This window comes from Variovorax sp. V116 (assembly GCF_041154435.1).
In the GTDB taxonomy this organism is placed as follows: domain Bacteria; phylum Pseudomonadota; class Gammaproteobacteria; order Burkholderiales; family Burkholderiaceae_C; genus Variovorax; species Variovorax paradoxus.
Map to the genome: position 1 here is coordinate 1,897,564 of NZ_AP028661.1, position 26,921 is coordinate 1,924,484.

Consider the following 26,921-nt stretch of genomic DNA (forward strand, 5'->3'; position numbering starts at 1 on the left):
TGCTCCCCTTCAGTCCAGGCTCTTGCGCGTGACCATGCGGGCCAGCAGCAGCAGGCCCACGGCATAGGCCACGAGGACCGCGCAGTTGCGCCAGATCAGCGGCCAGACGTCGCCCGCGAGGAACAGCGTCTTGATCAGGTCCATGAAGTAGGTGGCCGGCAGCAGGTGGCCGATCACGCGCACGGCGGTGGGCACGTTGCGCAGGTCGAACAGGAAGCCCGACAGCATCATCGAAGGCATGAAGGTGGCGATCAGCGCCACCTGGCTCGCGAGAAACTGGTTGCGCGTGACCGACGAGATCACCAGCCCCAGGCTCACCGCCACGATCAGGTAGAGCATCGAGCTGAGCACCACCGCGAACAGCGAGCCGACCATCGGCACCGCGAACAGGAAGCGCGCGGCCAGGAGGCACAGCGCCAGGCCCAGCATGCCGACCGCGAAATACGGAATGATCTTGGCCAGCAGTATTTCCACCGGCCGCACCGGCGTGACGAACAGCGCCTCGAGCGTGCCGCGCTCCCATTCGCGGGCCATCACCAGCGCGGTGAGAAAGGCGCCGATCAGCGTCATGATGAGCACGATGAGCCCGGGCACCAGGTACCAGGTGCTGGTGTTCGCGGCGTTGAACCACATGCGCTGCTCCACCGTCACGCGGCCCGCCGAAGGCGCGGCCGCACCGGCCGCGCCGCCGCGGTCGGCCTGGCGCAGGGCCGCTTGCGCCAGCGCGCTGCTCACATAGGCCTGGATGATGGTGGCGCGCCCCGCGTCGGCGCCATGCACGATGAGCTGCACGCGCGCATCGCCCGCGGCCAGCGCGCGCGAGAAGTCGGCGGGCACGCGCACGATGCCGTCGACCTTGCGCTCGCGCATCAGGGCCTCGGCGTCGCGCATCGAGCCCAGCAGCACGGGTGCGATGGTGGGCGAGAGCTGCAGGCCGGCAATGGCCTCGTGCGCCATCGGCGAGGAATCTTCGAGCACCACGGCCACCGGCGCGTTCTTCACGTCGAGCGACATGCCATAGCCGAAGATCAGGATCAGCACCATGGGCAGCAGGATGCCGATGGCCAGGTTGCTGCGGTCGCGCAGCAGCTGGCGAAATTCCTTGCGCGTGAGCGAGACGAGCCGGGTGCCGAAGCCGCTCATGGCTGTCTCCTTTCTTCCTGCCGCGCCTTCTCGACGATGCCGATGAAGGCCTGCTCCATGTCGATGCGCCTTCCGCCGTCTGCGCCGTCCTGCGCCTGCGCGCGCACCTCGCGCGGCGTGCCGATGGCCAGCACCTTGCCGGCGTCCTGGATCACGATGCGGTCGCAGTACTCGGCCTCTTCCATGAAGTGGGTCGTGATGACGACGGTGGTGCCGCCTTCGGCCAGCGCCGTGATGCGGCGCCAGAACTCGCGCCGCGCGAGCGGATCGGCGCCGCTGGTGGGCTCGTCGAGGAACAGGATCTCGGGCTCGTGCAGCAGGCCCGTGGCCATGGCCAGGCGCTGCCGGTAGCCGCCGGGCAGCTGCCCGCTGGGCGCGTCGAGTTCGCGCTCGAGGTCGAACTGCCGCAGCACCGTGTCCATGCGCCCCTGCAGCTTCTGCCCGCGCAGGCCGTAGGCGCCGCCGAAGAACGAGAGGTTCTCGCGCACCGTGAGATTGCCGTAGAGCGCGAACTTCTGCGAGACATAGCCGATGCGCTGGCGCGCCTGCGCGCGCGCATGGCGCAGGTCGACGCCGGCCACGCGCAGCTGACCGCCGCTTGCGGGCAGGAGGCCGCAGAGCATGCGGAAGGTGGTGGTCTTGCCCGCGCCGTTGGGCCCCAGCAGGCCGAAGATCTCGCCGCGCCGCACCGAGAAGCTGGTGCTGGCCACGGCCACGAAGTCGCCGAAGCGGCGCACCAGGTCCTTCACCTCGATGACCACTTCGCCGGGTTCACCCTCGGCCGGCGCAAGGCCTTCGCTCGCCGCCGATGGGGCAATGTTCGTGTCGCTGGCCTGCCGCGTGCGCAGCAGTGTCATGAAGCCGTCCTCGAGCCGCGGCGGCACGGGTTCGGCGCGCGCGCCGGCCAGCAGCTTTTCGAGCGCCGCGTCGTCCGCGTCCGGGCGGCGGATGAAGTGCACTTCGCCGCCCTGCGGCACGGCATCGACGATCTGCTGCCGCGCATCGAGCAGGCGCGCCTGCATCAGGCGCGGCGCCTCGCCCTCGGGCGGCGCAGCGACGAAGCAGGTGCCCTCGGCATGGCCGCGGATCTCGTCCGGCGTGCCCTCTGCGATCAGCCGGCCCTCCTGCAGCACGAACACGTGGCTGCAGCGCTCGGCCTCGTCGAGGTAGGCGGTGCTCACGATCACCGAAAGCTTTTCCTCGCCGACCAGCTGCTGCACGATCTGCCAGAGCTCGCGCCGCGAGAGCGGATCGACGCCCACGGTGGGCTCGTCGAGCAGCAGCAGGTCGGGCGAGCGCACCAGCGTGCAGGCCAGGCCGAGCTTCTGCTTCATGCCGCCCGAGAGCTTGCCCGCGGGCCGATCGGTGAAGCGGCCGAGGTCGGTCATTTCCATCAGCCGCGCATAGCGCTCGCGGCGCTTGTCCGCGGAGACGCCATGCAGGTCGGCGTAGAGGTCGAGGTTCTCCTGCACGCTGAGGTCGTCGTAGAGGCCGAAGCGCTGCGGCATGTAGCTGATGCGGTCCTGCACTGCCTGCGGATCGGCCGACACGTCGATGCCGAGCACGCGCAGTTCGCCCTCGTCGGCGCGCATCAGGCCCGCCATGAGCCGCAGCAGCGTGGTCTTGCCGGCACCGTCGGGTCCGACCAGCGCCGTGAGCGTGCCGGCGGGCACTTCGAGCGACACGTCGTCGAGCGCGCGCACCACCTGCTTCGAGCCCTTGGCCACGAAGCGCTTGTGCAGGGAGCGTCCGCTGACGGCCGGCTCAGCGCGCAGCATTCAACCTCCCTCCGGGCATGCGGTCTTGCTCCTTCCCCTTTCGGGGGAAGGTTGGGATGGGGGCGCCCCCACCCCAGCCCTCCCCCGGAAGGGGAGGGAGCAATGCGCACGGACGATCGATGAGATCGGTCATCACGGCTTGCCGGTCGACGACAGCTGCAGCCGCACCGTGGCTGGCATGCCGAGCCGCAGCCGGTCTTCCTTGTCGTCGACCATCACGCGGATCTCGTAGACCAGGCTGCTGCGCAGCTCCTCGGTCTGCACCGTCTTGGGCGTGAACTCGGCCACCGACGAGATGTAGCCCACCTTGCCCGCGATCGGCTGGCCGGGCTGGCTGTCGGTGGCCACACTGGCCGGCTGGCCGGGCCGCACGCGGCCGAGGTCGGGCTCGGCCACATAGGCGCGAATCCACTTGGGATCGGTGATGGCCAGCGTGAAGGCCGGGCGCTGCGGCGAAGCCATGTCGCCGGGCTCGAGCAGGCGGGCGCGCACCACGGCGTCGATGGGCGACCTGAGCTCGGCCTCGGCCAGCTGGTGGTTCATGAGCGCGAGATCGGCGCGCGCGGATTCGAGCTGGGCCTGCGCCTGCGCGATGTCTTCCTTGCGCGGGCCGGCCACCGCGAGCTGCTGCGCCTTGCGCACGTTGTCCAGCTGCGCGAGCGCCACCTTGCGGCGGGCCTGCGCGCTGTCGAGGTCCTGCTGGCTCACGGCGCGGCCGGCGGTGGTCTGGCCGATGGCCTGCAGGCGCGCCAGCTGCTGCTGCGCCAGGTCGGCATCGGCTTGCGCCGCGGCCACCTGGGCGCCGGCCTGCGCCAGTTCCTCGGGGCGGCTGCCGGTCTTCAGGCGCAGCAGCGCCTGCTCCTGCACGCCGATGCGCGCCTGCGCCTGCGCCACGCGCAGCACCAGCGAGCGCGTGTCGAGCCGGCCCAGCACCTGCCCGGCCCGCACGTGGTCGCCTTCGCGCACCGTGAGCTCCGCCACGCGCTCGTTGGCATTGAAGGCGAGCGAGACCTGGCGCACGTCGACGTTGCCGTACAGCACGAGCTGGTCGGAGGGCGTGGCCGAGCGGCTGAAGTACCACCAGCCGCCGGCCGCGGCGGCCAGCGCCACGGCGGCCGCGGCAATGAGGGGTTTCTTGTTCATGGGCGGGCTCCTGCCGGTTTCCGGGTCGGATAACGGCCGGATGTTATCAAATTGAAATTTGAATTTGAAGTATTTTTTCAGTTCGATTAACCTTGGCGCATGGCGACACGCTCTTCCACCACCCGCTCCCCCGCCGCGCGCGAGGGCGCGTCGCGCACCCAGCGCACCGACGGCAGCACCACGCGCCTGCACATCCTCGAAACCGCGGGCCAACTGTTCGCCGAGCGCGGCTTCGCCGAGAGCACCAGCAAGGAAATCTGCACGCGCGCCGGCACCAACATGGCGGCGGTCAACTACCACTTCGGCAGCCGGGACGGGCTCTACGAGGCCGTGCTGATCGAGGCGCACCGCCAGCTCGTGAGCATGGACGAGCTGATCAGCCTGGCCAGCGAGGCCGGCGATCCGCGGCTCAAGTTGCGCGCCTTCCTCACGCACCTGGTCGAGATGGGCAGCCAGCCCAAGGCACCCTGGGGCTTTCGCGTGGTGCTGCGCGAGGCGCTGTCGCCGTCTCCGGCGCTGCCCGCGCTGATCCGCCAGGCGGTGCTGCCCAAGGCCCGGCTGATCCGCGGCCTGATCGGCGGCATCATGGGCCTGCCCGAGGACCATCCCTCGGTGCAGCGTGGCCTGCTGTTCGCGGTGCTGCCCTGCATCGTGATGACGGTGGCACCCAAGGACCTGGCGAGCAAGGTGCTGCCGGCGCTGAAGGATGCCGAGGGCCTCGCGGACGACCTGATGCGCTACGTGTTCGCGGGCCTCGACGCCATCGCGAAGGAGGCGGCGCCCGTTAAAGCTGGAAGGCGACGGTGAGCAGCAGCCCCTCGGCCACGTCGCGCACCAGGCCCGGCCGCCGCGCGCGGTAGGGCTCGCCGGCGGAGGCGATGGTGTCGATCCATTCGGCCAGCCAGTCGATCTCGCGCGGGCCGTAGAACACCACGGCGGCCTCGTGGTTGAGCAGCAGGCTGCGCAGGTCGAGGTTGATGGAGCCGCACATGGCCAGTTCGTCGTCGACCACCACGGCCTTGGCGTGGGCCATGAACGGCAGCATGCGAAAGCTCACGCCGGCGCGCGCCAGGTCGCGCATGGCCCGTGCGCGCACGAAGTCCGCCAGGCGGTGGTTCGATCGCGCAGGCATGGCGATGGTCACCTGCACGCCGCGCCGCGCGGCCAGCCGCAGCGCATCGCGCAGCCCGTCGCCGGGCACGAAGTAGGGCGTGACGGCGAGCACGCGGTGCTCGGCGCGAAAGCAGGCGTCGATCAGCAGTGCGTGGGCGGTGTCCTCGGTCTGGTCGGGGCCGCTCGGAAGGAACTGGGCCATGGCGCTGCCTGCGCTTTCCGCCACGTCGTCGGCCGTGATGGCGCGCGCCTTGCGCCCGCGCACCGAGCTCCAGTCGTGGTCGAACTGGCGCGCCGCCGCGGCGGCCACGCTGCCGCGCAGGTCGAACGAAAGGTCGCGCCAGGCGTCGGGTTGCGCGTCGTTGCCGGCGAAGTATTCGCTCGCGAGGTTGCGCCCGCCCGACCACAGCCAGCCGTCGTCGGCAATGGTGAACTTGCGGTGGTTGCGCAGGTTGCGCGGCCCGATGCGGCGCAGGCTGAAGAAGGGGCGGAACACGGCGATCTCGCCGCCGGCCGCGCGCAGCAGGCGCATGTGGCGGCGCGGCAGGGTCAGCGCGCCGAAGCCGTCGAGCAGCACGCGCACCTTGATGCCTTCGCGCGCGCGCAGCGCCAGCCGTTCGATCACGGCATGGCCCAGCGCGTCGTCGCCGATGATGAAGGTGCACACGTCGATGCGCTCGCGCGCGCCGTCGATCACCTGCCACAGCGCCTCGCGCGCGGCGTCGCCGTCGGCATGCAGCCGGATCTCGCAGCGCCCGGGCGGCGCCAGGCCGAAGCTCTCGATGAGGTCGGCCGCCCAGTGCCCGCGCGCGGCCGTGCGCGCCGGCCGCGGCGAGCCCGCGGGTCGCAGCTTGCGCTGGCCGAACAGCAGGTACATCGGCAGGATGATGTAGGGCATCAGCACCAGCCCCATGACCCAGGCAATGGCCGTGGTGGGGGCGCGCTGCTCGCGGCGCGCGCGCGTGGTCAGCACATAGACCAGCAGCGCAAAGGTGACGACGAGAAAATGCTGGGACGGGGAGGGGAGCCAGTCGAATATGGAATTCGGCATGTGGCGATGATGCCCGAGGACGGGTCCGCGCCGCTCAGCGTTGCAGGAAGGCCGGCACACCGCGACCCTCGGAGGCCAGGAAGCGCATCATCGGATCGACCGCCGCGCGCACTGCGGGCCGCTCGCCCACGCGGCCGCGCCAGGCCACGAGCCGCGGCGTGGCACCGGTCATGCCGGCGCCCTTGCGGTCGGCGAACACATGCGCCATGTAGAAGGCGATGTCGGCGAAGGAGTAGGGGCCAGCGAGGTATTCGCGCGTGGCCAGCAGGCCTTCCATTTCCTCGTAGTAGCGCGCGCAGGCGGCGCAGGCCGCCACGGCGGGCGCGCTCTGCATGTCGTGCTGCAGGCCGAAGAGCCGGATCACGTTGGGGAAGAACACCTCGTCCGACTTCTGCTCGAGCTGCCGCGCGCGGGCCCGCTCGGCAATGCCGCGGGGCCACAGCGCAGGACTCGGATACCGGTCTTCGAGGTACTCGAAGATCTGGGTCGAATCGAACAGCTCGACATCGCCGTCGATCAGGATCGGCACCTGCTGCTTCACGGGATTGACGCGCAGCACCTCGGGGTGCTTGGGCTCGTAGGTGTCGTCCTTGGTGAAGGGCACCATCACCAGTTCGAAATCGACGCCTTTTTCGAGCGCGGCGATCTGCACCTTGGCGCCGAACATGCTGAGGGGGGCGGAATAGATCTGGGTCTTCATGCCCCCGACTTCACCATGAAAGGCGCTTCAGGTCGAGCCCCAGACCTCCTGCGCGGTCTCGACCACGAGGCGCAGCTTGGCGCGCTGCGCTTCCACCGCGATGTTGTTGCCGTGCACCGTGCTCGAGAAGCCGCACTGCGGCGACAGCGCGAGCTGCTCGAGCGGCGCGTACTTGGCGGCATCCTCGATGCGGCGCTTGAGCTCGTCCTTGTCTTCCATCTCGCCGAACTTGGTGGTCACGAGGCCCAGCACCACCGTCTTGCCCTTGGGCAGGTAGCGCAGCGGCTTGAAGTCGCCCGAGCGCGCGTCGTCGTATTCCATGAAGTAGGCGTCGAGGTCCATTTCCTTCAGCAGCGCCTCGGCCACCGGCTCGTAGTTGCCGGCCGCGGCGTGGGTGCTCTTGAAGTTGCCGCGGCACAGGTGCATGGCCAGCAGCATGCCCGGCGGCTTCTGTGCCACCACCTTGTTGATGAAGGCGGCGTAGCGGTGCGGCAGCTCGTTGGGATCGTCGCCGCGCTTGCGGGCGGCTTCGCGCATGTGCTCGTCGCACAGGTAGGCCAGGTTGGTGTCGTCCATCTGCACGTAGGTGCAGCCTGCGGCCGCGAGCGAGCGCAGTTCGTCGCCGTAGGCCTTGGCGACGTCGTCGTAGAACACCGGGTCGAGCTCGGGGTAGGCCTCCTTGCTGATGCCGGCGCGGCCGCCGCGGAAGTGCAGCATCGTCGGCGAAGGAATCGTCACCTTGGGCGTGCGGCCGGCCGAGACCTGGCTCTTGAGGTACTGGAAGTCGGCGAGCTGGATGTCCTTGATGTGGCGCACCTTGTCGAGCACGCGCATCGCGGGCGGCGCGAGTTCCTCGGTGCCGTCGGGCTTGCGGATGGTGACTGGAATGTCGGTCTTCACGCCGCCGAGCTGGTCGAGGAAATCGATGTGGAAGTAGGTGCGGCGGAATTCGCCGTCGGTGATGCTCTTGAGGCCAATGTCTTCCTGGAACCGGACGATCTCGGTGATGGCCTTGTCTTCGACCTTGCGCAGCTGCTCGGGCGTGATCTCGCCCTTGGCCTTTTGCTCGCGTGCTTCGAGCAGGTATTTGGGGCGCAGGAAACTGCCGACGTGGTCGTAGCGGGCGGGCAGGGCGGCGTGCTGGGACATGGTGATCTCCGTCGTGGCTGAAAAACGATGGACATCGTATCGCCTCAGGAACGGACATTGGTGTGTACAACGGGCTTGGTGTTTACCCGCAATACGGGGCTTCATCAGCGAAAGTCTCGTGAGATTTGTATACATTCAGTATTCATGAGAACACCCGCAACCGCATGAAAGCCGCAGCTGCATCACCCGTCGAACCCGCGGACGGCGGCGGCTCGCAGGCCGTGAAGGCACAGCTGCGGCTGCGCGAGATGATCCTGGCCGGCGAGCTGCCCGGCGGTGCGCGCATTGCCGAGGTGGCCATCTCCGAGCAGCTCGGCGTCTCGCGCACGCCGGTGCGCAGCGCCCTCATGCGGCTCGAACAGGAAGGCCTGCTCGAGGCGCTGCCCAACGGCGGCTATGCGGTGCGCACTTTTTCCGAACGCGACGTGGCCGATGCGATCGAGCTGCGCGGCACGCTCGAAGGCCTGGTGGCGCGGCTCGCGGCCGAACGCGGCGCGGCGCCGGTGGTGCTGCGCGAGGCGCGCGCCTGCCTGGCACGCATCGACGAACTGCTGCGCGAGCCCGCGCTCGACGACGCGGCCTTCTCGCGGTACGTCACGCACAACGAGAAGTTCCATTCGCTGCTGTGCGAGATGGCGGCCAGCCCGGTCATTGCGCAGCAGCTCGAACGCGTGGTCAACCTGCCGTTCGCGTCGCCCTCGGGCTTTGTCATCGTGCAGGCCAATTCGCCCGCGGCGCGCGACATGCTCGTGATCGCGCAGGACCAGCACCTGCAGGTGCTCGATGCCATCGAGGCCGGCGAAGGCTCGCGTGCCGAGGCGCTGATGCGCGAGCACAGCCGCATCGCGCGGCGCAACCTGCGCGAGGCGCTGCATGGCGCGACCACCGCCGAACAGCGCCCGCTGCCCGGCGTGCAGCTGATCCGCCGCCGCGGCTGAGCAATGGATGCATGCACGCAGTCCGCTGCGCTGCGCGATCATCGCGCAGTTCATTTGTTCATCGCGCAACAAAGGCGCGCCCCGGCGGTGGAGTAGGTGATTGCCTGCTCCGCCGCATGTTGCAAAGTATTGAAAAATAGCTCCCCGTTCGCATCCGCCCCCCAAGGAAAACTTCATGCAAAGACGCCATCTCATCCAGACCGCAGGCCTCACGGCGCTTGCGCTTTCCATGTCGCTTGCCACTGCGCAGGACAGCAACAAGTTCAAGATCGGCCTGATCCTGCCGATGACGGGGCAGCAGGCCTCCACCGGCCGGCAGATCGAAGCGGCGGCCCGGCTGTACATGGCGCAGAACGGCGACACCGTGGCGGGCAAGAAGATCGAACTGATCGTCAAGGACGACGTGGCCACGCCCGACGTCACCAAGCGCCTCGCGCAGGAACTCATCGTCAACGACAAGGTGAACGTGATCGCGGGCTTCGGCGTCACGCCGGCCGCGCTGGCCGCCGCGCCGCTGGCCACGCAATCGAAGACGCCGCAGGTGGTGATGGCCGCGGCCACGTCGAGCATCACCGAGGCCTCGCCCTACATCGTGCGTTCGAGCTTCACGCTGCCGCAGGTGTCGGTGGCGATGGGCGACTGGGCACCCAAGAACGGCGTGAAGACGGTGGTCACGCTGGTGGCCGACTACGGCCCGGGCAACGACGCCGAGAAGTTTTTTACCGAGCGCTTCCAGCTCAACGGCGGCAAGGTGATCGAGAAGCTGCGCGTGCCGCTGCGCAACCCCGACTTCGCACCGTTCCTGCAGAAGGTGCGCGACGCCAAGCCCGATGCGCTGTTCGTCTTCGTGCCCTCGGGCGCCGGCGCGGCCGTGATGAAGCAGTTTCTCGAGCGCGGCATGGACAAGGCCGGCATCCGCATGATCGCCACCGGCGACGTGACCGACGACGACCAGCTCAACGACATGGGCGACGGCGCGCTGGGCGTGGTCACCTCGCACCACTATTCGGCCGCGCATCCGTCGCCTGCCAACAAGAAGTTCGTCGAGGCCTTCCAGAAGGCCAACCCGAAGATGCGCCCCAACTTCATGGCCGTGGGCGGCTATGACGGCATGCGCGTGATCTACGAGGCGCTCAAGGCCACCAAGGGGCAGGGCGGCGGCGACGCGCTCTTGGCCGCCATGAAGGGCCAGATCTTCGAGAGCCCGCGCGGGCCGGTCTACATCGACGCGCAGACGCGCGACATCGTGCAGGACGTGTACCTGCGCAAGGTCGAGAAGAAGGACGGCCAGCTCTACAACGTCGAGTTCGATGTGATCAAGGGTGTGAAGGATCCGGGCAAGGCGAAGTAATTTGGTGCCCAGGTGTTTCGTTCGGGGGCGCTGCTGTTCAGGGCTCGCTCCCGCCGACGGGGTACGCGGCGAAGCGAATGTCCCCCGGCCTGCGGCCTCCTCCTTGATTTCGCTGCGCAAGGCACCCCATCGACGGGAGCGTGATGCGGAGCAGTCGTTGATCAGCGATACACCAGCAGCGTGTCCAGTGCACAGGGCATCGGGTGCTCCCCGCAGCGAAATAAAGGAGGAGCCGAAGGCGGGGGACATTCGCGGAGGGGAGTACCCGGTGGCCTGTGCACGCGCCCCGAACAAAAGCATCCGAAACGAGAGCCACACCATCACGCGGCAAGAGATTTGACATGTTGACCATTCTTTTCGACGGCATCGCCTACGGCATGCTGCTCTTCGTGCTCGCCGTGGGGCTGGCCGTGACGCTCGGGCTGATGAACTTCATCAACCTGGCGCATGGCGCCTTTGCCATGGCGGGCGGGTACCTCACGGTGTTTGCGATGCAGAAGCTGGGCGTGCCGTTTCTGGCCTGCCTGCCGCTCGCTTTCATCGTGGTGGCACTGGCCGGGGCGCTGCTCGAGCGCACGCTCTACCGGCCGATGTACGGCAAGCCGCACCTCGACCAGGTGCTGTTTTCCATCGGCCTCGCGTTCATGGCGGTGGCGGCGGTCGACTACTTTGTCGGTTCGTCGCAGCAGAACATCCAGCTGCCCGAATGGCTGCGCGGGCGCACCGAAGTCGGCGACGGCGCACTGCTGCTCGGCATGGGGCACTACCGGCTTTTCATCATCGCGGTGTGCGCCGTGCTCACGGTGGTGCTCCAGCTCATCTTGTCGAAGACGCGCTTCGGCAGCCGGCTGCGCGCCGCCGTCGACGATCCGCGCGTGGCGGCAGGGCTGGGCATCAACGTCAACATCGTGTTTCTGCTGACCTTCGCGGTCGGCTCGGGGCTCGCGGGGCTGGGCGGCGCGCTGGGCGCCGAGATCCTTGGGCTCGACCCCACCTTTCCGCTCAAGTACATGATCTATTTCCTGATCGTGGTGTCCGTCGGCGGCACCTCGTCGATCACCGGGCCGCTCGCGGCCGCACTGCTGCTCGGCATTGCCGACGTGGCGGGCAAGTACTTCATTCCGAAGATGGGTGCGTTCACCGTCTATCTGCTCATGATCCTGATCCTGATGTGGCGGCCGCAGGGCCTGTTCACGCGCAAGGGAGGCCGTTGAATGAACGAGCCTTCAACGTACCAATCGGCCCTGCTGCGCAAGGCGCGCTGGCGCCCGCTCGAATTCGTGGCCTGGGCCGTGGCCTTTGCGCTGCCGTTCCTCATGCCCTCGCATTCGCTGCTGGTCAACGAGATCGCCATCGTCGCGCTGTTCGCGATGTCGCTCGACCTGATCCTCGGCTACACCGGCATCGTGTCACTCGGGCATGCCGCCTTCTTCGGCTTTGGCGCCTACGCCGCGGCGCTGTTCGCCAAGCTCGTGATGCCCGACCCGACCGTGGGGCTGGTGGTGGCCGCCGTGCTCTCGGCCATGCTCGGCCTGATCGCCAGCGTCACGATCCTGCGCGGCAGCGACCTCACGCGGCTGATGGTGACGCTGGGCACTGCGCTGCTCCTGCTCGAACTCGCCAACAAGCTCGACTGGCTCACGGGCGGTGCCGACGGCCTGCAGGGCGTGGTGATGGGGCCGGTGCTCGGCCTGTTCGCGTTCGACCTCTACGGCCGCACGGCGGCCTGGTATTCGCTGACGGTGATGCTGCTGCTGTTCCTCGCGATGCGCCGCATCGTGCATTCGCCCTTCGGCGCCACGCTGAAGGCCATCCGCGACAACCGGCTGCGCGCCATGGCCATCGGCATTCCGGTGGTGTCGCGGGTCGTCGTCATCTACACCGTGGCCGCCGGCATTGCCGGTGCCGCGGGCGCGCTGCTCGCGCAGACCACGGGCTTTGCCTCGCTCGACGTGCTGGCCTTCGACCGCTCGGCCGACGTGCTGCTGATGCTGGTGATCGGCGGCGTGGGCTGGCTCTATGGCGGCGTGGCGGGCGCCATCGTCTTCAAGCTGCTGCAGAACTGGCTCTCGGCCGTGACGCCGCAGTACTGGATGTTCTGGATCGGCCTCTTGCTGGTGCTGCTGGTGCTCGTGGGGCGCGACCGCGTGCTCAAGCCGTGGACCTGGCTGGGCAAGAGGAAGAAGGGAGGCGCGGCATGACCGAGACCGTGCTTTCGACACAGGGCCTGGTGATGCGCTTCGGCGGCATCACGGCCACCAACAACGTCACGATGGAGCTCAAGCGCGGCGCGCGCCATGCGCTGATCGGCCCCAACGGTGCCGGCAAGACCACGCTCATCAACCTGCTGACGGGCGTGCTCGTGCCCACCGAAGGCCGCATCTCGCTGCTCGGCGAAGACATCACCACGCTCGCGCCGCACAAGCGCGTGGCGCGCGGCCTGGTGCGCACCTTCCAGATCAACCAGCTGTTCGACTCGATGACGCCGCTCGAAACACTGGCGCTCGTGGTCTCGCAGCACCAGGGCATCGCCTCGCAATGGTGGCGCCCGCTGGGGTCCAGCAAGGCCGTGACGGAGCGCGCGGCGCAGCTGCTCGAGCAGTTCCACCTCGGCGACGTGGCGCAGCAGCAGACGAAGTTCATGGCCTACGGCAAGCGACGCCTGCTCGAGATTGCGATTGCGCTGGCCTGCGAGCCGCGCGTGCTGCTGCTCGACGAACCGGTGGCGGGCGTTCCCGCCGGCGAGCGCGAGGAGCTGCTGCAGACGGTGGCCGCATTGCCGGCCGACGTGTCGGTGCTCTTGATCGAGCACGACATGGACCTGGTGTTCAGCTTTGCCGACCGCATGACGGTGCTGGTCAACGGCACCTTGCTGACGGAAGGCGACCCCGAAACCATCGCCAACGATCCGAAGGTGAAAGAGGTCTACCTGGGCCATGGAGATGCCGTTCATGTCTGAACTGCTGCGCATCGAGAACCTGAGCGCCGGCTACGGCGAGGCCGTGGTGCTGCACGACGTGGCCTTCGCGCTCGGCGAAGGCCAGACGCTGGCGCTGCTGGGCCGCAACGGCACGGGCAAGACCACGCTGATCAACACGCTGGCGGGTGCGACGCGGCAGCACGGCGGGAGCATCTCGCTGGCTGGACTGGCGCTGCACAAGCTGGCGCCGCACCAGCGCGCGGCGGGCGGCATCGGCTGGGTGCCGCAGGAGCGCAACATCTTCAAGTCGCTCACGGTGCACGAGAACCTCACGGCGGTCGAGCGGCCCGGCAAGTGGAACCCGCAGCGCGTCTACGAGATGTTCCCGCGCCTGGCCGAGCGCAAGACCAACCTGGGCACGCAGCTGTCGGGCGGCGAGCAGCAGATGCTGGCCGTGGGCCGCGCGCTGGTGCTCAACCCGAAGCTGCTGCTGCTCGACGAGCCGCTCGAAGGGCTGGCGCCGATCATCGTGGAAGAGCTGCTGCGCGCCATCCGCCGCATCACGCAGGACGAGGGGCTGGCCGCGATCATCGTGGAGCAGCATCCGCAGGCGATCCTCGCGATTTCCGACCACGCCGTGGTGCTCGACCACGGGACCATCGTGCATGCCGACAGTGCCGCGGCATTGCGCAGCCAGCCTCAAGTGCTCGAACGCTTGCTGGGCGTGGCGCGCTAGCGGCCCGGCGAACAAGAAGGAGACAGAAAAATGGCGATCCCGAAGACAGTGCTCAGCGGGGGCGCCATGCTGGCGGCCGCCGCATTGCTCGCCGCTTGCGGCACCACCGGCCCGAAGAGCCTCGGCCTCGGCGCAGATCCGGCGGCGGCCTGTGCGGCCCTTGCCGCCGCGCCGGTCGCGCCCGCGGCCATCGGCCTGCCGAGCGGCGCGGCCACGATCGATTCGGCCACGCTCGTTCCCGCCACGGCGCTTGCCGTCGCCGAGCGCGGCCCCAGCCCGGCCGCGCGCATCACGCCGGCAACGCCTGCGCACTGTGCGGTGCTCGGCCGCATTGCGCCGCTCGATGCCGCGGCACCCCCGATCCTGTTCCGGGTCAACCTGCCGCTCGCATGGAACGGGCGCAGCGTGCAGTACGGCGGCGGCGGTTTCAACGGCACGCTGATCACTGGCCTTGCGCTGGTGCCGGCTGCGCGCTTCGACCAGCCGACACCGCTCGCGCAGGGCTACGTGACCTACGGCACCGACTCCGGCCACCAGAACGTGGCCGGTCAGCCGCCGCAGGCCTTTGCGCTCAACGACGAGGCGCTGGCGAACTTCGCCCACGCCTCGTACAAGAAGGTGCGCGACGTGGCGGTGGCGCTGATGCAGCGCGCCTACGGGCAGGCGCCGCAGAAGCTGTACTTCATGGGCAGCTCCGAAGGCGGGCGCGAGGCGCTCACGATGGCGCAGCGCTATCCGCAGGACTTCGACGGCATCTTCAGCCGCGTACCGGTCATCAACTGGACCGGGCTCCAGCACGCCGGCACGCGCAACGGCATCGCCACCTTCGGCGAAGGATGGCTACGGCCCGCGCAGGTGCAGCTGGTGCACAACGCCGTGCTCGCATCGTGCGATGCCGCGGATGGCGCGGCGGACCGCATCGTGTCGAACCCGGTGGCCTGCCTGCAGCGCTTCGATCCGGCGAGCCTGCGCTGCGCGGCGGGCACGAGCGGCGACAACTGCCTGAACGATGCGCAGGTGCAGGCGGTGCGCACGCTGCGTTCGCCGTGGCGCTCGCCCGTGCCGCTGGCCCATGGCGTCACCGAATACCCCGGCTGGGGCATCGGTGGCGAGGCGACGCCGGCTTTCGCATCGATGGGCGGATGGAACGCGTGGTGGACGGGCACCAGCGCGCCCACCGTGCCGCCGCAGCCGAGCAACGGCATCGCGTGGTTCTACGGCAGCGGCGCGCTGCAGTATTTCTATGCGCGCAACCCGTCGCTCGACGTGCGCAACTACCGCGCGGAAGACTTTGCCGCGCGCATCGCCGCCGTCTCGCAGCTGATGGATTCGACGAACCCCGATTTGGGCGCTTTCCACGCGCGCGGCGGCAAGCTGCTGATGCTGGAGCACATGGCCGACTATGCGCAGAGCCCGTTCGCAGGCATCCGCTACTACGAGTCGATCGTCGCGCGCATGGGCCGCGACAACGCGGACCGCTTCCTGCGCCTGTACACCGCGCCCGGCGTCGATCACGTGGGCAGCGGTGCGCCGGCCAACGTCGACATGCTCGGCGCGCTGGCCGACTGGGTCGAGCGCGGCCGTGCGCCCAGCGGGCTGCAGCTGGTCGAGCAGGAAGTGCCGCCGCCGTTCAAGGCCGTGCGTGCGCGCCCGCTGTGCGAATGGCCGCTGTGGCCGCGCTACACCGGCGGCGATGTGTCGCAGGCCGCCAGTTTTCAGTGCAGCAGGTAGCGCGGCGGGGCTGAACGGCTTCTCAGACTGCGCAGCTGTCGGGCCCGCATGAGGTCGGGCCGGCGCCCGCCGCCGTGGCCGGCGAGGGCAGCACGAGCCCGGCGAGCTGCGCCTTCCATTCTTCGGTACGGCCGAGCCAGGGACCGATCTCGATCCGGCCCTCGCTGCCGTCGGCCTGCGCCAGCACGAAGGTCGGAAAGCCCTGGCCGCCCGCGCGCTGCAGCAGCTGGCGGCTTGCGGCGATGTGCCGGGAGGTCGCTTCGCCGCCAAGGCGCGAGAAGGCCGATGCGAAGGCGCCTGCATCGAAGCCGAGCTCCGTTGCCAGCGCCGTGAGCACGTCCGCATCGGCCACGCGCCGGCCTTCGACATAGTGCGCGCGCTGCAGCCGATGGATCATGTCGAGGCCGCCGCCTTCGCGCAGCGCCTCGGCCGCGAGCACCGCGGTGGTCGGCGGCTCGGAGTCCATCACCGCGCCGGTGTCGCGCAGCAGGCCGTCGAAGTAGGCTTCGCCGAAGGGCTGGCCCGTGAGCTCGGCAATGCGGCGGTCGTGCGGCATCACGTAGTCGCGCCATTGCGGCGTGATCGCACGCCGATTGGCGCCGGTCATCATGCCGCCGCCGTGGAACGCGACCTTGAGGCCCGGCACGCCGCGCGCCGCCTCGACCAGCGGCGCAGCCGCATAGCACCAGCCGCACATCGGATCGAAGATGTAGTGCAGCGTGGCGCCTGCTGCCGATGGGTTGTCGTTCACTGCGGCCACTTCATTTCTCCCTTGATGACCTTGGCGCCCAGTTCGAGCGACGAGGCGCCTTCGAGCTTCGGGTAGCGCTTCTTCATCGCGGCAATGAGCGCGGCCGAGTCCGCGGCCTTCTTCGCCTCGGTCTCGAAGGCCTGCAGGTAGCTGCGCGTGAACTTCACCGAGGCGAGCGCGTAGGGCGCACTGCCGTCCGCATTCGGAAGGTAGTGGCCGGGCACCACGGTCTTCGGGCGCAGCGCCTCGATGCGGCCGAGGGTCTTGATCCAGTCGCGGCGCGAGGCGGGCGTCTGCGTGTCGGCCACCCACACATGGATGTTGGCCGAGACCGGAATGCCGCCGACCACCGCCTTGAGCGAGGGGATCCATGCAAAGGTGCGTTCGGGCGTGGGGCCGTCGAGGCCGACGACATGGATCTTGCGGCCTTCGAGCGTGATGCTGTCGCCGGCCAGCGGCTCGGGCACGACCAGCGCCTTGGGCGCGTTGTCCTTCAGGATCGGGCCCCAGTGCGCGAGCTTGCCGTCCTTGGAGGCCTGGATGGCTGCCACGGTCTGCGGCGTGGCGACGATCCTTGCGTCGGGGAACGCGGCCTGGATCACGTCGAGGCCGAAGTAGTAGTCGGGGTCGCTGTGGCTGATGTAGACCGTGGTCAGCTTCTTGCCGCTGGCCTTGATCTTCTGCACCAGCGCCTCGGCGTCGTTACGCTGGAACTGCGCGTCGATCAGCACGGCATCGGCCTGGCCCATGACCAGTTCGGAAGACACCGGGAACATCGACTTGGCGCCGGGGTTGTACACCTCCAGCTTGAGCGGCTCGGCGGCATGGGCCGCCAGGGCAGCGAACGACAGGGCGGCGCCGAGCGCGGCGGCGGAGAGAAGGGTTCTGCGGAACATTCGGGTCTTTCGGTGGAGTGGCGTTGGCGGGATGGCAGCGCGGACAGCCCGAATGTTAGGTTTCGTGAATGGAAACAAAAACCCTGTATTTGCCAATGAATAGTTTCGCATTTCGAACGAATCACCCAGCGACCTCGCGCTCGGTCGCGCACCGTTCGAGATGCGCCACCAGCAGTTGCGCCGACGGCGAGAGCGCCGCTTCGTCGCGAAAGCAGATCGCGAATCGGCGGCGCGCCCAGGCATCGGCGAGCGGCATCAGCCGCAGCCCGTAGGTGTCGGTGAAGGGCCGCGCCACCTCGGCCGGCACCACGCTGATCGCGAGCCCGGCCCGCACCACGCGCAGGGCGGCATCGAAGTTGGACACCAGCACGCGGTACACCAGCGGCTTGCCCGCCACCGCCGCTTCGCGCGCGAGCATCAGCTGCACGGCGCTCAGCGCGGGCATGCCGACGAATTCATGGCCGAGCACGTCCTCGAAGCGCACCTGGCCGTGGCGCGCCGCCGGATGCGAGGGGTGCGCGACGATCGCGAGGTGGTCGGTGCGGTAGTCGCGCCGCTGCAGGCCCTCGAGGTCGGCCGCGTCCCAGCACAGGCCGATCGAGGCGCTGCCCTCGCGGATGCCGCGCACGATCTCGGGGCTGACGCGCTCTTCCATGTCGACGCGGATGTTGCGGTGCGCGGGGTTCTGCAGGAAGTTCGCCACGTCCTCGGCCAGCGATTCGGCCAGCGCCGAGGCCGAGGCCAGGATGCGCACATGCCCGCGCGCGCCGCCTGCATAGGCGGCCATGTCGCGCTCGATGCGGTGGGCGCTGCCGAGCATCGCGCGCGCATGCTCGAGCAGCGTTTCGCCGGCGGGCGTGGGCACCACGCCGCGGCGCTTGCGCAGCAGCAGCGGCGTGCCGACGGCGTCCTCGAGCTGGGCCAGGCGCTTGCTGATGGCCGAGCCGACGATGCTGGCCTGCTCGCCCGCACGCGCGATGCTGCGGGTCTCGCAGACGGCGACGAAGAGGCGGAGCGTGGTGAGGTCGAGGTCTCTCATGATGTTCCGTTCTGGAATCGAATGGCTTCCAAAATATACCTTCTGGATTAAATCGGAACTTCTAAGATCGACGCCGACCCTCACGACGGAGACCAGTTTTGATTCATGCCTTCCTGCCGCCCAGCGCGGACGTTCGCGAAGTGGGGCTGCGCGACGGCCTGCAGAGCATCGCCAGAACCCTGCCCACCGCCCAGAAGCTCGAATGGATCCGCGCTGCACACGCCGCCGGCCAGCGCGAGATCGAAGTCGGCTCCTTCGTGCCCGCGCGCCTGCTGCCGCAACTGGCCGACACGGCCGAGCTGCTGGCCTTTGCAAAGACGCTGCCCGGGCTCGTCGCCTCGGTGCTGGTGCCCAACCTGCGCGGCGCCGAACTGGCCATTGCCGGCGAGGCCGATCTCATGATGGTGCCGCTGTCCGCCAGCCACGCCCACAGCCTTGCCAACCTGCGCAAGACGCCCGACGAAGTGGTGGCCGAGGTCGCGCGCATCCGCGCCGCGCGCGACGCCGCGGGCTCCAGGACCTTGATCGAGGGCGGCGTGGGCACTGCGTTCGGCTGCACGATCCAGGGCCATGTGGACTCCGGCGAGGTGCTGCGGCTGATGCAGGCGCTGCTCGATGCGGGCGCCGACCGCGTGAGCTTGGCGGACACCGTCGGCTATGCCGATCCCGCGATGGTCCGCAGCCTGTTCGAGCGCGCGCAGCGCATCGCGGGCGAGCGCCTGTGGTGCGGCCATTTCCACGACACGCGCGGCCTGGGGCTCGCCAACGTCTACGCCGCACTGGAAGTCGGCATCGCGCGTTTCGACGCCTGCCTGGCCGGCATCGGCGGCTGCCCGCATGCGCCCGGTGCCAGCGGCAACGTCGACACCGAAGACCTCGTCTTCATGCTCGAAAGCATGGGCGTTGCAACCGGCGTCGACCTGCCGAAGCTGCTCGGCCTGCGCCAGCGCGTGGCCGGCTGGCTCGAAGGCGAGACGCTGCAGGGCACGGTGTGGCGCGCGGGTTTCCCGAAGACCTTCGCGGCAACCGCCGGAGTGGCCGCATGAACGCGGCCACCGAAGAAAAACGCCTGCCGCTCACGGGCATTCGCGTGGTCGAGTTCACGCACATGGTCATGGGCCCGACCTGCGGCATGGTGCTGGCCGACCTCGGCGCCGAGGTCATCAAGGTCGAGCCGATCGACGGCGACCGCACGCGGCACCTGCTGGGCGCGGGCGCCGGTTTCTTTCCGATGTTCAACCGCAACAAGAAGAGCATCGCGCTCGACCTGCGCCACCCGCAGGGGCTGGAAGCGGCGCTGCGCCTGTGCGCCACCGCCGACGTGGTGGCGCAGAACTTCAGGCCCGGCACCATGGACAAGTACGGCCTGGGCCATGCCGCGCTCGGCAAGCTCAACCCACGCCTGGTGTACGTCAACCACACGGGCTTCCTGCCCGGCCCCTACGAGCACCGCACGGCCCTCGACGAAGTGGTGCAGATGATGGGCGGCCTGGCCTACATGACGGGCCGCCCCGGCGACCCGCTGCGCGCGGGCAGCAGCGTGAACGACATCATGGGCGGCATGTTCGGCGCGATCGGCGCCATGGCGGCGCTGATGCAGCGCGCGCAGACCGGCAAGGGCCAGGAGGTGCAGTCGGCGCTGTTCGAGAACAACGTGTTCCTGGTCGGCCAGCACATGCTGCAGTACGCGATCACCGGGCAGGCCGCCGCGCCGATGCCCCAGCGCATCTCGGCCTGGGGGCTGTACGACGTGTTCACCGTGAAGGACGGCGAGCAGATCTTCCTGGCCGCGGTGAGCGACGCGCAATGGACCGTGTTCTGCGACGCGCTGGGCTTCGACGACCTGAAGGCCGACCCGGCGCTGCGCACCAACAACGACAGGGTCCGCCTGCGTCCCACCTTGCTCGCGGACCTGCGCCAGCGCCTGGCCGACCGCCCGGCCGCCGAACTGTCGGCCATCTTCGAGGCGCGCGGCCTGCCGTTCGCGCCCATCGTGCGGCCCGAGGACCTCTACGAGGATCCGCACCTGAAGGCGACCGGCGGCCTCGCCGACATCCGCCTGCCCGACGGCGAGCGCGCCGGCCAGACCGCGCAGACCACGCTGTTCCCGATCACGCTCGGCGGCGAGCGCCTGGGCGTGCGCCTGGACCCGCCGACGCTCGGCGAGCACACGCGCGAGCTGCTCGCCGAGCTCGGCTACGGCGATGCGCAGGTGGTCGCGATGCAGGCCGAATCGGCCGTCGCCTGAACGCCTTTTCCAAAAAACATAAAGAGAGACAAAGACCATGCACACGATCCTTCCTCCGATGACCCGCCGCGCCGTCCTGGGCTTCGGCACCTGCGCCGCTGCGCTGGTGGCGTGCCCCGCGATCGCACAGGGCTCCGACAAGCCCGTCCGCTTCATCCTGCCGATCAGCGCCGGCTCGGGCGTGGACGCCATCGCGCGCGCGGCTTCGGTTGCACTCGGCAAGGCCTTCGGCCAGCCGGTGGTGATCGAGAACCTGCCCGGCGCGGGCGGCATCACCGGCACCTCGGCCGTCGTCAAGGCCGCGCCCGACGGGCTCACGCTCGGCATGGTGTCGAACAACCACGTCATCAATCCGGCCGTGTACAAGAAGATGCCCTTCGACGCGCTCGGCGACGTCACGCCGATCAGCGTGGTGGGCGCGACGCCGCTGGTGCTGGTGGTCAATTCCAAGCTGCCCGCGAAGAACGTGAAGGAACTGGTGGCGCTGCTGCGCGCCCGGCCCGAGAGCTACAACTACGCCTCGTCGGGCAACGGCACCATCATCCACCTGGCCGGCGAGATGTTCATGGAAGAGGCCGGCGTGAAGGCGCGCCACATTCCCTACAAGGGCACCGGCCCGATGGTCACCGACATGATCGCGGGGCAGGTCGAGATGGGCGTGGTGGCGCTGCCCGCGGTGCAGCCGCACCTCAAGAGCGGCGCGCTGCGCGCCATCGGCCTGTGCGGCCCGGCACGCTCGCCGGCCGCGCCCGACATTCCCACCATCGCCGAGCAGGGCCTGCCCAACTACGTCGTGGAAGGCTGGTTCGCGGTGATCGGCCCGCCGAAGATGCAGCCTGCCGACGTCCAGCGCGTGCACGACGCCGTGGCCGCGGCCTTCGCGAGCGCCGAGGTGCGTGAGGCCATGGACAAGCAGGGCAACATCATCAAGCCCACCTCGCCCGAGCAGGCCGCGAGCTACTTCCGCAGCGAGGCGGCGCGCTATGCGGCGCTGGTGAAGAAGGCGAACGTGGTGCTGGAGTGAAGCACCGATTCAGGCAGCGCTCGTGAATTTGAGCCCGAGGATGCCCGCGACGATCAGGCCCACGCAGATGAGGCGCGCGGCGTTGGCGGGCTCATGGAACAGCACGATGCCCAGGATCACCGTGCCCACGGCACCGATGCCGGTCCACACCGCGTAGGCCGTGCCCACGGGCAGCGAGCGCATCGCCCAGCCCAGCAGCACCACGCTGAGCACCATCGAGATCGCAGTGCCGACGGAAGGCCAGAACCTGGTGAATCCTTCGGTGTACTTGAGCCCGATGGCCCAGCCCATTTCGAGCAGCCCCGCCACCAGCAAAACGATCCACGCCATGCACGCTCCTTGAAAAGTTTCAGTTCTCCGGCCGCACGGCACGGTAGAGGGCGCGCACGAAATCCGACTGCGTGATCATGCCGGTGAGCCGCTTTTCATGGTCGATGATGGGGATATGGTGGTGGCCGCCCTCGGAGAACAGCGGCACCAGGTCGACCACCGGGCGGTCCGCGCTGGCCACGCGCACCTGGCGCGTCATGATCTGGCCCACCACCTCCGGCTTGTTCGACACCACGGTGCGCGTGGCGCGGATCAGGTCGCGCAGGCGGCCGGCAATGCCTTCGTGGTGCTCCAGGTCGAGCTGGCGGAAGAAGTCGGCCTGCGTCACGATGCCGACCACGCGGCGCGTGCGGTCGGTGACCGGCAGCGCCTTGATGCGGCGCTGGTTCATCAGCATCCAGGCCTCCTGCAGCGGCGTGCCGAACTCCACCGACACCGGGTCGCGCGACATGATGTCGCCGCAGTGCAGGGTGCCGAGCCGGCGCTTGTACGACTCGAGCTCGGTCTGCTGGATCAGCGATTCGAGGTCGTCGCGGCTGATGTCCAGCACCTGGTTGTAGCGCGCCAGCACCGCATCGATGTCGGCCTGGCTGAAGCGCGCATCGGTGCGCGGCGGCTGCGCGACCTGCACATGCGGATAGCGCCTGCCCGTGAGCGAGTTGTAGGCCACGCCCGCCAGCACCAGCAGCAGCGAATTGGTGAAGAACGGAAAGAGGGCGGACGAGAAGTGCGTGGTGTGCGTGAGCACCGCGAGCAGCGCCGCCGCGCCGCCCGGCGGATGCAGGCAGCGTGCGAAGAACATCACGCCGATGGCGGCGGCCACCGCCACCGCGGCGCTCAGCGCCGGGTCGGGGATCCAGCTCACGCTGGCGATGCCGACCATCGCCGACAGCGTGTTGCCGCCGATCACCGACCAGGGCTGCGCCAGCGGACTCGCGGGCACCGCGAACACCAGCACGGCGCTGGCCCCCAGCGGCGCGATCAGCCAGACGCTGCTGCCCAGCGGCTCGGCCAGCCAGCGGCACAGCACGGCCGTGACGAGCAGGCCGATGGCGGCCCCGCAGACCGCGCGCAGCCTCTCGCGCATGTCGACGGTGGTGCGGCCCGGCAACCAGGCGCGCGCGTAGGTCAGGAACGGGGAGGTCCGCATGCGGGTATCGCTCTTTCAGGTTTCGTTGGCGAGGCTTCGTCCGATCTCGGGCCAGCGGCCGTGCAGCCAGACCCAGGCGACCAGGCCGATGCCCAGCATCAGCATGGAGGTGACGGCAAGCGCCAGTGTGGAATGCATCACCAGCGGCGCGATCGCGCCGGCCACCAGGCCGTTGGCGGTCGAGCCGATCACGGCCTGCAGCGACGAGGCCATGCCGCGGCGCTCGGGGTGCAGGTCGAGCACCAGCAGCGTGACCACCGGCACCATCAGCGCCCAGCCGAAGGCGAACACCGCCAGCGGCCACAGCGCCCATGCCACGTGCGCATCGAAGAAAAAATTGGCCGCCACGTTGACCACCGAGGTGACCAGCATGATCAGGAAGCCGTCGCGGATCTGCCGCTTGGGCGTCACCTTGCCCGCCATGCGGCCGCTGGCGCGCGCGCCCAGCATGATGCCGCCGATGGTCAGCAGGAAGAACCAGAAGAACTGCTGCGGCTGCAGCGAGAGGTGGTCGCCCAGGAAGGCGGGCGCGGCCAGCACGTAGAGGAACATGCCGTTGAACGGCACGCCGCTCGCGAGCGCGAGCAGCAGGAAGCGCGGATCGGAACACAGGTCCCAGTAGCCGCGCAGCAGGTGCCGCACGTGGAAGGACTGGCGCTGGCTCTGGTGCAGCGTCTCGGGCAGCAGCTTGTAGTTGGCCGCGAACAGAACCACGCCGACCGCCACCAGGAACCAGAACACCGCGTGCCAGCCCGCATGCACGAACAGGAAGCCGCCGATGATCGGCGCAATGGCCGGCGCCACCCCGAAGTAGATCGTCACCTGGCTCATCACGCGCTGCGCCTCGGCCGGCGGGAACATGTCGCGGATCACGGCGCGCGACACCACGATGCCCGCGCCGGTCGACAGGCCCTGCAGCCCGCGGAACAGCACCAGCTGCGCGATGTTCTGCGACAGCGCGCAGCCCAGCGAGGCGAGCGTGAACACCGCGAGCCCCCACAGCACCACCGGCCGCCGGCCAAAGCTGTCCGACAGCGCGCCATGGAACAGGTTCATGAAGGCAAAGCCGAACAGGTAGGCCGAAAGTGTCTGCTGCATCTCGGCCGGCGTGGCGCCGATGGAGCGCGCAATGCCAGAGAAGGCCGGGATGTAGGTGTCGATGGAGAAGGGGCCCAGCATGCCCAGCACCGCGAGCAGCACGGCCAGTGCCCAGCGCGGGGCCTGCCAGAGTTTGTCTGCATCGGGATTCATGGCAATTGCTCCATTCTTCTTGTTTGCGTTGCACAAAAGAGAGCGCCCGCCGCCCGTATGACGGGGCGCTGCGGGCGCTTGTGGCTTCAGGGAACCCGGATTACAGAGTATCGATGAAGCTGCGCAGTTTGTCCGAACGCGAGGGATGCTTGAGCTTGCGCAGGGCCTTCGCCTCGATCTGGCGGATGCGCTCGCGCGTCACGTCGAACTGCTTGCCGACTTCTTCCAGCGTGTGGTCCGTCGACATCTCGATGCCGAAGCGCATGCGCAGCACCTTGGCTTCGCGCGGCGTGAGGCTGTCGAGGATGTCCTTGACCACGTCGCGCAGGCCCGCCTGCATCGCGGCCTCGATCGGGGCCGTGTTGCTGCTGTCCTCGATGAAGTCGCCCAGGTGCGAATCGTCGTCGTCGCCGATGGGGGTTTCCATCGAGATCGGCTCCTTCGCGATCTTCATGATCTTGCGGATCTTGTCTTCCGGGATCTCCATCTTGGCAGCCAGGATGCCGGCGTCGGGCTCGAAGCCGAACTCCTGCAGATGCTGGCGCGAGATGCGGTTCATCTTGTTGATCGTCTCGATCATGTGCACCGGGATGCGGATGGTGCGCGCCTGGTCCGCGATCGAGCGCGTGATGGCCTGGCGGATCCACCACGTGGCGTAGGTCGAGAACTTGTAGCCGCGGCGGTATTCGAACTTGTCGACCGCCTTCATCAGGCCGATGTTGCCTTCCTGGATCAGGTCCAGGAACTGCAGGCCGCGGTTGGTGTACTTCTTGGCGATGGAGATCACGAGGCGCAGGTTGGCCTCGATCATTTCCTTCTTGGCATCGCGCGAGGACGATTCGCCCTCGTTCATGCGCTTGTTGATTTCCTTGAGCTGGGTGAGCGGCACCACCACGCGCGACTGGATGTCGGCGAGCTTCTGCTGCAGTTCCTGCACCGGCGGAATGTTGCGCGCGAGCACGGCGCTCCAGGGCTTGCCGGCCGCGGCCTGCTTCTCGACCCACTTCTGGTTCAGCAGGTTCGAGGGCACGCGGTTGCCGTTCTTGTCGTAGCCCGAGAAATCGCGGATGAACTCGTCCTGCGGGAAGCCGCACTTGTCCACGATGATGCGGCGCAGCTCGCGCTCCTTCTTGCGCACGTCGTCCACCTGCGTGCGAACCAGGTCGCACAGCTTCTCGATGGTCTTGGCCGTGAAGCGGATGGTCATGAGCTCGTCCGACAGGGCCTGCTGGGCCTTCTCGTACGCGGGCGTGCCGTAGCCTTCCTTGTCGTAGATCTTGTGGACCTTCTCGAACATCGAGGCAATGCGGTCGAAGCGCTCGAGCGCATCGCGCTTGAGTTCCTCGAGCTTCTTGGTGAGGGCCTTGGAGCCGCCCTTGCCGTCGTCGTCGTCTTCCTCGTCGAACTCGTCGAAGTCTTCCTCGGCCACGTAGTCGTCGGCTTCGTTGGGGTTCGAGAAGCCGTCCACCACGGTGGAGATGACGACCTTGCCTTCACGGATGTCGGCGGCCAGGCGCAGGATCTCGGCGATGGTGGCGGGGGAGGCCGAGATGGCTTCCATCATGGCCATCAGGCCGCCTTCGATGCGCTTGGCGATTTCGATTTCGCCTTCGCGCGTGAGCAGCTCGACCGTGCCCATTTCGCGCATGTACATGCGCACCGGGTCGGTCGTGCGGCCGAATTCGCTGTCCACCGTGGACAGGGCCGCTTCGGCTTCTTCCTCGGCTTCTTCCACCGTGGTGGCGGTGGGCGCGGTGTTGTTCAGCAGCAGGGTCTCGGCGTCGGGCGTTTGCTCGTACACCGCCACGCCCATGTCGTTGAGCATGGTGACCACGACTTCCATGGTCTCGGCGTCGACCAGCTTGTCGGGCAGGTGGTCGGAGATTTCGCCGTGCGTGAGGTAGCCGCGGGTCTTGCCGAGCGTGATCAGCGTCTTCAGGCGCGAGCGGCGCTTGGCCAGGTCTTCCTCGGAGAGCACGGTCTCGTCCAGGCCGAACTCCTTCATCAAGGCGCGTTCCTTCGCCTTGCTGATCTTCATGCGCAGCGGCTTGACCTTTTCCTCGGTGGTCGTGGCGGTTGCGGGCTCGTCGCCGGCCAGGTCTTCCTCGATGTCCGACAGGTCGACGTCGCTTTCGGGCGCTTCGTTGCCGGCCTTGGGCTTGCGGCCGCGCTTGGCGCCGGTGGCGGGCGCGGCAGCGCCGGCGGCCTTGGGCGGGCGGCCTACTTTCTTGGCGGCGGGGGCGGCAACTGCCTTGGCGGCAGCTTTTTTCGGATCGTCGATGGAGGTCGATTTCGTGGGCACGGTTTTCACTTTCGTTGCGGCTGCCGATTTGGAAGCGGCGGCACCCGACTTAGTTGCCGGCATAACGCCAGCTTTCAACGGTTTTTCTGCGACAGACTTCGCGGCGGCGCTTTTGGCGAGTGAAGGAGCAGGCTTCTTTGAACTGGGCATACGACCTCGTTACAGCAAGATGGACCA

General features: G+C 68.6%; 23 protein-coding genes and 1 pseudogene. 11 read left to right on the forward strand and 13 right to left on the reverse strand.

The window, feature by feature from the left end; all coding sequences use genetic code 11:
• Positions 1-9: 9 nt before the first annotated feature.
• The 3 genes from ACAM58_RS08910 to ACAM58_RS08920 form a co-directional block, all read right to left on the reverse strand.
• The gene (locus tag ACAM58_RS08910; protein WP_012746881.1) at positions 10-1,143 is read right to left on the reverse strand and encodes an ABC transporter permease; all 1,134 of its coding nucleotides are present in this window, start codon (positions 1,141-1,143) and stop codon (positions 10-12) included.
• Positions 1,140-2,921: an ATP-binding cassette domain-containing protein gene (locus ACAM58_RS08915; RefSeq protein WP_012746882.1), complete on the reverse strand. Its 1,782-nt coding sequence runs from the start codon at positions 2,919-2,921 to the stop codon at positions 1,140-1,142. Before ACAM58_RS08915 ends, ACAM58_RS08910 begins: the two co-directional genes overlap by 4 nt.
• Before the next feature lie 132 nt (positions 2,922-3,053).
• The gene (locus ACAM58_RS08920) at positions 3,054-4,064 is read right to left on the reverse strand and encodes an HlyD family efflux transporter periplasmic adaptor subunit (RefSeq protein ID WP_012746883.1); all 1,011 of its coding nucleotides are present in this window, start codon (positions 4,062-4,064) and stop codon (positions 3,054-3,056) included.
• Between the two features lie 99 nt (positions 4,065-4,163).
• Between ACAM58_RS08920 and ACAM58_RS08925 the strand changes: the two genes are divergently transcribed.
• Positions 4,164-4,871 (forward strand): TetR/AcrR family transcriptional regulator, encoded by a 708-nt coding sequence (locus tag ACAM58_RS08925; protein WP_027730624.1) that lies wholly within the window; start codon positions 4,164-4,166, stop codon positions 4,869-4,871.
• Here ACAM58_RS08925 and ACAM58_RS08930 read toward each other — a convergent pair.
• The 3 genes from ACAM58_RS08930 to ACAM58_RS08940 are packed head-to-tail and all read right to left on the reverse strand — an operon-like array spanning position 4,849 to position 8,077.
• A complete protein-coding gene (locus tag ACAM58_RS08930) occupies positions 4,849-6,228 on the reverse strand; it encodes a phospholipase D-like domain-containing protein (RefSeq protein ID WP_012746885.1) in 1,380 nt (459 codons plus the stop codon). The two genes, ACAM58_RS08925 and ACAM58_RS08930, sit on opposite strands and share 23 nt — an antisense overlap.
• 34 nt (positions 6,229-6,262) lie before the next feature.
• Positions 6,263-6,928, reverse strand: a complete 666-nt coding sequence (locus ACAM58_RS08935) for a glutathione S-transferase family protein (protein WP_012746886.1) — start codon at positions 6,926-6,928, stop codon at positions 6,263-6,265.
• Between the two features lie 27 nt (positions 6,929-6,955).
• The gene (locus tag ACAM58_RS08940; RefSeq protein WP_012746887.1) at positions 6,956-8,077 is read right to left on the reverse strand and encodes a 5-methyltetrahydropteroyltriglutamate--homocysteine S-methyltransferase; all 1,122 of its coding nucleotides are present in this window, start codon (positions 8,075-8,077) and stop codon (positions 6,956-6,958) included.
• Positions 8,078-8,241: 164 nt separating this feature from the next.
• Here ACAM58_RS08940 and ACAM58_RS08945 point away from each other — a divergent pair, with 164 nt between their 5' ends.
• From ACAM58_RS08945 to ACAM58_RS08975, 7 genes are all read left to right on the forward strand, one after another.
• Positions 8,242-9,015 (forward strand): GntR family transcriptional regulator, encoded by a 774-nt coding sequence (locus tag ACAM58_RS08945; RefSeq protein ID WP_012746888.1) that lies wholly within the window; start codon positions 8,242-8,244, stop codon positions 9,013-9,015.
• A 175-nt stretch (positions 9,016-9,190) separates the two neighbouring features.
• Positions 9,191-10,366: an ABC transporter substrate-binding protein gene (locus ACAM58_RS08950; protein ID WP_012746889.1), complete on the forward strand. Its 1,176-nt coding sequence runs from the start codon at positions 9,191-9,193 to the stop codon at positions 10,364-10,366.
• A 341-nt stretch (positions 10,367-10,707) separates the two neighbouring features.
• On the forward strand, positions 10,708-11,580 hold the full coding sequence (locus ACAM58_RS08955; protein ID WP_012746890.1) for a branched-chain amino acid ABC transporter permease: 873 nt from the start codon (positions 10,708-10,710) through the stop codon (positions 11,578-11,580).
• Positions 11,581-12,567 carry a branched-chain amino acid ABC transporter permease gene (locus tag ACAM58_RS08960; protein ID WP_012746891.1) on the forward strand — a complete coding sequence of 329 codons (987 nt, stop codon included), beginning with the start codon at positions 11,581-11,583 and terminating at the stop codon, positions 12,565-12,567.
• On the forward strand, positions 12,564-13,325 hold the full coding sequence (locus tag ACAM58_RS08965) for an ABC transporter ATP-binding protein (RefSeq protein WP_012746892.1): 762 nt from the start codon (positions 12,564-12,566) through the stop codon (positions 13,323-13,325). The genes ACAM58_RS08960 and ACAM58_RS08965 overlap by 4 nt, the downstream gene beginning before the upstream one ends.
• Positions 13,318-14,022: an ABC transporter ATP-binding protein gene (locus tag ACAM58_RS08970; RefSeq protein WP_012746893.1), complete on the forward strand. Its 705-nt coding sequence runs from the start codon at positions 13,318-13,320 to the stop codon at positions 14,020-14,022. Before ACAM58_RS08965 ends, ACAM58_RS08970 begins: the two co-directional genes overlap by 8 nt.
• A gap of 30 nt (positions 14,023-14,052) precedes the next feature.
• Positions 14,053-15,753, forward strand: coding sequence for a tannase/feruloyl esterase family alpha/beta hydrolase (locus ACAM58_RS08975; RefSeq protein WP_012746894.1), 1,701 nt, complete (start codon positions 14,053-14,055; stop codon positions 15,751-15,753).
• Positions 15,754-15,775: 22 nt separating this feature from the next.
• Here the strand turns inward: ACAM58_RS08975 and ACAM58_RS08980 are convergent, their stop codons facing one another.
• From ACAM58_RS08980 to ACAM58_RS08990, 3 genes and pseudogenes are all read right to left on the reverse strand, one after another.
• Entirely contained in the window at positions 15,776-16,450 is a 675-nt protein-coding gene (locus ACAM58_RS08980; protein WP_244883482.1) for a DsbA family protein, read from the reverse strand.
• Positions 16,451-16,506: 56 nt separating this feature from the next.
• Positions 16,507-17,400: pseudogene (locus ACAM58_RS08985) on the reverse strand (MBL fold metallo-hydrolase); the annotation flags it as partial.
• Between the two features lie 121 nt (positions 17,401-17,521).
• A complete protein-coding gene (locus ACAM58_RS08990; protein ID WP_012746897.1) occupies positions 17,522-18,439 on the reverse strand; it encodes a LysR family transcriptional regulator in 918 nt (305 codons plus the stop codon).
• A 98-nt stretch (positions 18,440-18,537) separates the two neighbouring features.
• Here ACAM58_RS08990 and ACAM58_RS08995 point away from each other — a divergent pair, with 98 nt between their 5' ends.
• From ACAM58_RS08995 to ACAM58_RS09005, 3 genes are read left to right on the forward strand one after another with little or no spacing between them, the layout of a single operon-like run.
• Positions 18,538-19,485 (forward strand): hydroxymethylglutaryl-CoA lyase, encoded by a 948-nt coding sequence (locus tag ACAM58_RS08995; protein ID WP_012746898.1) that lies wholly within the window; start codon positions 18,538-18,540, stop codon positions 19,483-19,485.
• Positions 19,482-20,687 carry a CoA transferase gene (locus ACAM58_RS09000; RefSeq protein WP_012746899.1) on the forward strand — a complete coding sequence of 402 codons (1,206 nt, stop codon included), beginning with the start codon at positions 19,482-19,484 and terminating at the stop codon, positions 20,685-20,687. Before ACAM58_RS08995 ends, ACAM58_RS09000 begins: the two co-directional genes overlap by 4 nt.
• A gap of 37 nt (positions 20,688-20,724) precedes the next feature.
• Positions 20,725-21,711, forward strand: coding sequence for a tripartite tricarboxylate transporter substrate binding protein (locus ACAM58_RS09005; protein WP_012746900.1), 987 nt, complete (start codon positions 20,725-20,727; stop codon positions 21,709-21,711).
• 9 nt (positions 21,712-21,720) lie between these two features.
• Here the strand turns inward: ACAM58_RS09005 and sugE are convergent, their stop codons facing one another.
• The 4 genes from sugE to rpoD form a co-directional block, all read right to left on the reverse strand.
• On the reverse strand, positions 21,721-22,041 hold the full coding sequence (gene sugE, locus ACAM58_RS09010) for a quaternary ammonium compound efflux SMR transporter SugE (RefSeq protein ID WP_012746901.1): 321 nt from the start codon (positions 22,039-22,041) through the stop codon (positions 21,721-21,723).
• 19 nt (positions 22,042-22,060) lie between these two features.
• Positions 22,061-23,191, reverse strand: a complete 1,131-nt coding sequence (locus tag ACAM58_RS09015) for an HPP family protein (protein WP_012746902.1) — start codon at positions 23,189-23,191, stop codon at positions 22,061-22,063.
• Between the two features lie 15 nt (positions 23,192-23,206).
• The gene (locus ACAM58_RS09020) at positions 23,207-24,442 is read right to left on the reverse strand and encodes a multidrug effflux MFS transporter (RefSeq protein WP_012746903.1); all 1,236 of its coding nucleotides are present in this window, start codon (positions 24,440-24,442) and stop codon (positions 23,207-23,209) included.
• 100 nt (positions 24,443-24,542) lie between these two features.
• On the reverse strand, positions 24,543-26,894 hold the full coding sequence (rpoD, locus tag ACAM58_RS09025; RefSeq protein ID WP_026283816.1) for an RNA polymerase sigma factor RpoD: 2,352 nt from the start codon (positions 26,892-26,894) through the stop codon (positions 24,543-24,545).
• Positions 26,895-26,921 lie beyond the last annotated feature (27 nt).